The organism is Microvirga tunisiensis (assembly GCF_009296175.1).
GTDB lineage: Bacteria > Pseudomonadota > Alphaproteobacteria > Rhizobiales > Beijerinckiaceae > Microvirga > Microvirga tunisiensis.
On the sequence record NZ_VOSK01000502.1, the window covers coordinates 1 to 3,564 of the forward strand.

At 59.6% G+C, this 3,564-nt stretch carries 7 protein-coding genes, 1 tRNA gene and 1 pseudogene; 3 read left to right on the forward strand and 6 right to left on the reverse strand.

Annotated features, from left to right (window positions below):
- Window positions 1-391 (reverse strand): helix-turn-helix domain-containing protein (locus tag FS320_RS40155; RefSeq protein ID WP_152713122.1); only part of this gene is annotated, 391 nt, incomplete at its 3' end.
- A gap of 236 nt (window positions 392-627) precedes the next feature.
- Here FS320_RS40155 and FS320_RS40160 point away from each other — a divergent pair.
- Window positions 628-704, forward strand: a tRNA-Arg gene (locus tag FS320_RS40160).
- A gap of 94 nt (window positions 705-798) precedes the next feature.
- On the opposite strand, the gene FS320_RS46600 is transcribed toward FS320_RS40160, so the two are convergent.
- Complete coding sequence (locus FS320_RS46600) at window positions 799-966, reverse strand: hypothetical protein (RefSeq protein WP_162866327.1); 168 nt, start codon at window positions 964-966, stop codon at window positions 799-801.
- 145 nt (window positions 967-1,111) lie between these two features.
- Here FS320_RS46600 and FS320_RS40165 point away from each other — a divergent pair, with 145 nt between their 5' ends.
- Window positions 1,112-1,378 carry a GlsB/YeaQ/YmgE family stress response membrane protein gene (locus FS320_RS40165; RefSeq protein WP_152718040.1) on the forward strand — a complete coding sequence of 89 codons (267 nt, stop codon included), beginning with the start codon at window positions 1,112-1,114 and terminating at the stop codon, window positions 1,376-1,378.
- A 60-nt stretch (window positions 1,379-1,438) separates the two neighbouring features.
- Here the strand turns inward: FS320_RS40165 and FS320_RS40170 are convergent, their stop codons facing one another.
- Window positions 1,439-1,690, reverse strand: a complete 252-nt coding sequence (locus FS320_RS40170) for a YgaP-like transmembrane domain (RefSeq protein WP_152718046.1) — start codon at window positions 1,688-1,690, stop codon at window positions 1,439-1,441.
- A gap of 146 nt (window positions 1,691-1,836) precedes the next feature.
- Here FS320_RS40170 and FS320_RS40175 point away from each other — a divergent pair, with 146 nt between their 5' ends.
- Window positions 1,837-2,331 carry a YciE/YciF ferroxidase family protein gene (locus FS320_RS40175; protein ID WP_152718042.1) on the forward strand — a complete coding sequence of 165 codons (495 nt, stop codon included), beginning with the start codon at window positions 1,837-1,839 and terminating at the stop codon, window positions 2,329-2,331.
- Between the two features lie 81 nt (window positions 2,332-2,412).
- Here FS320_RS40175 and FS320_RS40180 read toward each other — a convergent pair whose 3' ends face one another.
- The 3 genes and pseudogenes from FS320_RS40180 to FS320_RS46605 all read right to left on the reverse strand — a co-directional run.
- Complete coding sequence (locus FS320_RS40180) at window positions 2,413-2,661, reverse strand: hypothetical protein (protein ID WP_152718044.1); 249 nt, start codon at window positions 2,659-2,661, stop codon at window positions 2,413-2,415.
- A 239-nt stretch (window positions 2,662-2,900) separates the two neighbouring features.
- Complete coding sequence (locus FS320_RS49200; RefSeq protein ID WP_244627692.1) at window positions 2,901-3,290, reverse strand: acyl-homoserine-lactone synthase; 390 nt, start codon at window positions 3,288-3,290, stop codon at window positions 2,901-2,903.
- Window positions 3,291-3,310: 20 nt separating this feature from the next.
- Window positions 3,311-3,564, reverse strand: a pseudogene (locus FS320_RS46605) (IS630 family transposase); the annotation flags it as partial.

The window sequence follows — 3,564 nt, forward strand, 5'->3', positions numbered from 1 at the left end:
AGATCCGCTGCACGCTGGTGTGGGACAGGCCTGTGACAGCGGCCATCGAGCGCACGCTCCACTGCGTCGCTCGCGGCGGCTTCTCATGCAGGGTCATGTCGACAACCCGCTGGATCACCGCGGCCGTCAGGGGCTTGCGCCCTGGCGGGCGGGTGGCGTCCTTGAGAAGCCCGTCGACGCCCGCCTGCGCATAGCGGCGGCGCCAGCGCCTCACCGTCAGAGTGCTCGTGCCGACGCGGCCGGCGACCTCGGTAGCGCGCAGGCCCTCACCAGCCAGCAGAACAATCCGAGCCCGCCAGACGACCTTCTGGGATGTGTTGCGGTCACCGACCAAGCTCTCCAAGCGATCTCGATCAGCGGCGGGAACCTCAATGCGTTCGATCTTGCCCATCAGAGCAGGATCGCACGTCGGATCGGATTTCGGAATCACTCGTCAGTGACAGAACACTAGAAGAGGAATGAGCACCGGATGGATCCCGAAAGCGGAAGCCACTTTTGAGTCCGATGCGACGGGCAAACTCAGGCTTTCCGCACATCTTCTGCACGAAGAGGCTTGCCAACCGGATCAGATCCCTCTATGTCACCGGCCTCGGCCAACGTTGCTTCCCGCAACGACCTGCCGACCAAGCGCCCGTAGCTCAGCTGGATAGAGCACCAGACTACGAATCTGGGGGTCAGAGGTTCGAATCCTTTCGGGCGCGCCATTTCCTTCCCTACATTACTTCAGGCAAGACGAAGGTTCGAGGCTACGGCCTTGTGCGCCGCAGCCTCTTGTGTGTGCTTCCAGGGTCCTGGGTTCTAAACCTCGGCGGCTGGAGTGACACCGAGGTCGTTGAGCTTGGCTCGAACCTCCGTGACCGATCGTTTCAGCTTCAGGCTGATCACCGATACCGGGGCTCCTTCCCGCGCGAGGGACAGAAGAGCTTGAACGGACTCGTAATTCCAGTGCTCCGCATCAGAGTTCATGGCAGGCGTCTCCATGTGGATGAGGTGCAACCGTCCGCTGCAAGTGCGGCGAGATGATGAAAAACGCGCTTTGGGGCACCGTCCGCCGCAACCTTAGCCGAGGATGTGCGTTCCTTGTGGAGGCAACGCAGACTAGGGACCCATCATGAGCATTATCTGGACCATCATCATCGGCTTCGTCGCTGGCCTGATCGCGAAATGGATCATGCCTGGCCGGAACGAGCCATCCGGGTTCATCCTCACAACCATTCTCGGCATCGTGGGTGCCCTCGTTGCCACCTATCTCGGGCAGGCTCTGGGCTGGTACCGGGCCGACGAGGGGGCAGGGTTCATCGGCGCCATCGTCGGCGCGGTCATCGTGCTCTTCATCTATGGCCTGATCGCCGGACGCCGTTCGACGTCATCCTACTGATCGGTCCAGGATCGAGATCGGAATGCCGAGGGCCACAGTTTCGCTGTGGCCCTTCTTGCATCAGCTGTGGTGAGCGATGCGGTCGCTTCCGTGCGAGCCCGTGAGAGCTGCCTTGACGGGGCAATTGCCGACATAGCCGCGCCAGGCGAGATAGGAACCGCCCAGGAGCGCCAGGATATTCAACATCGGGTTGGGGCGGGGTTTGGCTGCCGCCGCCGCGAGGCCGAGACCGGCCAGCATATAGGTGCCGCGTTCGATCGTGCTGAGATTGGGTTCTCCATTCATCAGCGATCCTGTCCTCGCCGAGATCATGTTCGTCACGTCGGTTCTCCTTGATTGACCTTGGCCGAACGCGACGCGAAGCAGTGTTGTTCCTCCAAATCGCTCCGTTGCCGAAGTCGGGAGGAACCTCGAAGCTTGACCTTCGTTGAGTCCACGCTCAACGAGGAGTCATGACAATGGCAGCCAAGGAAAAGACCCTGAATGACCTGTTCCTTCATACTTTGAAGGATGTTTTCTACGCCGAGAAGCAGATCCTGAAAGCTTTGCCGAAGATGGCCAAGAACGCCGAATCCGAGGAGCTGCGGCAGGCTTTCGAGACCCATCGTCTGGAAACGGAAGGCCAGATCGAGCGGCTCGAGAAGGTCTTCGAGATGCTCGGTAAGCCGGCCCGAGGCGTGCAGTGCGAGGCCATCAACGGCATCATCGAGGAAGGCAAGGAAGTCATGGAGGACTTCGCGGACAGCGAGGCTCTCGATGCTGGCATTCTTGCGGCTGCGCAGGCCGTCGAGCATTACGAGATCACCCGTTACGGCTCCCTGAAGACCTGGGCTCAGGAACTGGGCCTGAACGACGCCGCAAAGCTTCTTGATCAGAATCTTCAGGAAGAGAAGAAGACCGACAAGCTGCTGACCGAGCTCGCCGAGGCTCGTGTGAATACTAAGGCTGCCTGAAGGGTGCTCTTCAAGGGCAGGGCCTCGCGCTCGTGGGAGCGCGAGGCCCTTCTTTTTGCGGTCGTTCCGGACGATCGACTCTCAATGCCGATGGGCCGTGTCGGGCGCGATCTCGGTGTCCAACGTCAGGCGCATGGATCCCGATGGCGTGACCTCGAGCGAGGCTCTCATCGTATCGGGGTATTCCACCAGATGCGTGAAGGCCAGGAGCCTCAGGCGCACGATGGGCGGGAACTGCGCAAGACAATGTGCCAGGTTCTGAGACGCGCGGTTCATCATCTCCTCCTGGACCAGGTGGGAGAGGGGAGGATTCTCTTCAGGCAGCGACATGCGGCACCCGATCACGGCGAGAGGAGATCCCGGAATCTCGCGAGAGGCAGGAGCCGCGCAGGCCTGCGATGCTGCGAACTTGATCCAGACTATCCTGCGAAATTCTGATTGCCGCTGCCATGCAAGGTTGGCCCTCAATCATGGTCGGCAGTCCTAACGGCCGAACATTGAACCCTACCTGCTGCCAGCGAGGCAGCCACCACATCTCGACAACCGCTGTGATCTCTGTGATGCCCTCCTCAAGGCAGAATTGCTGAATGGCTGCAAGAAGTCGGCAGTCCGTCCGTCCTATCCTCCTGTTTTTTTATAACGAAATAACGCGTCCATTCCCATATATGCTGCGCCCTAGGAATGCCGCGTTGGACCATGTGGTCAAAGACATCGCTCAACATGTGCGGGAGGAGTGTCGGATAGAGCCGCTGCCCTCCGACGACCCTATTCTGATCGATGGCGAGCAGATAAACCGCATTCTCGTTGTCGTATGCATCGATCTCGCGTCCATCGATGCAGTTCAAGTCACGCCATCCTCGTTCATTGACGAAGATTTCCTGCCTCAGACGGAAGTATTCCTCCAACTGATCTCGGTATATTTCCTTATTATCTTCAGTGATAACATGTACTTGTGTCATCGGATGCTGTGCCCCCTTTGCTAGTGTTGTGACTCTAACGCTTGTTTCGCACGGGCGACCTTTTCCAGGATAGCTGAGGCCGAGGCGGTCCAGACAAAGGGTCTCGGGTCGGCATTGTGGTGCTCCAGGTAGTCCATGATAGCACTCTCCAGATCGGGCACGCTCGTGAAGGCGCCCCGCCGAATGCGCTCCTGGGTGATCAGGGCAAAGAAGCGCTCAACCTGGTTGAGCCATGAGGCCGAGGTCGGCGTGAAGTGCAGGTGGAAGCGCGGAT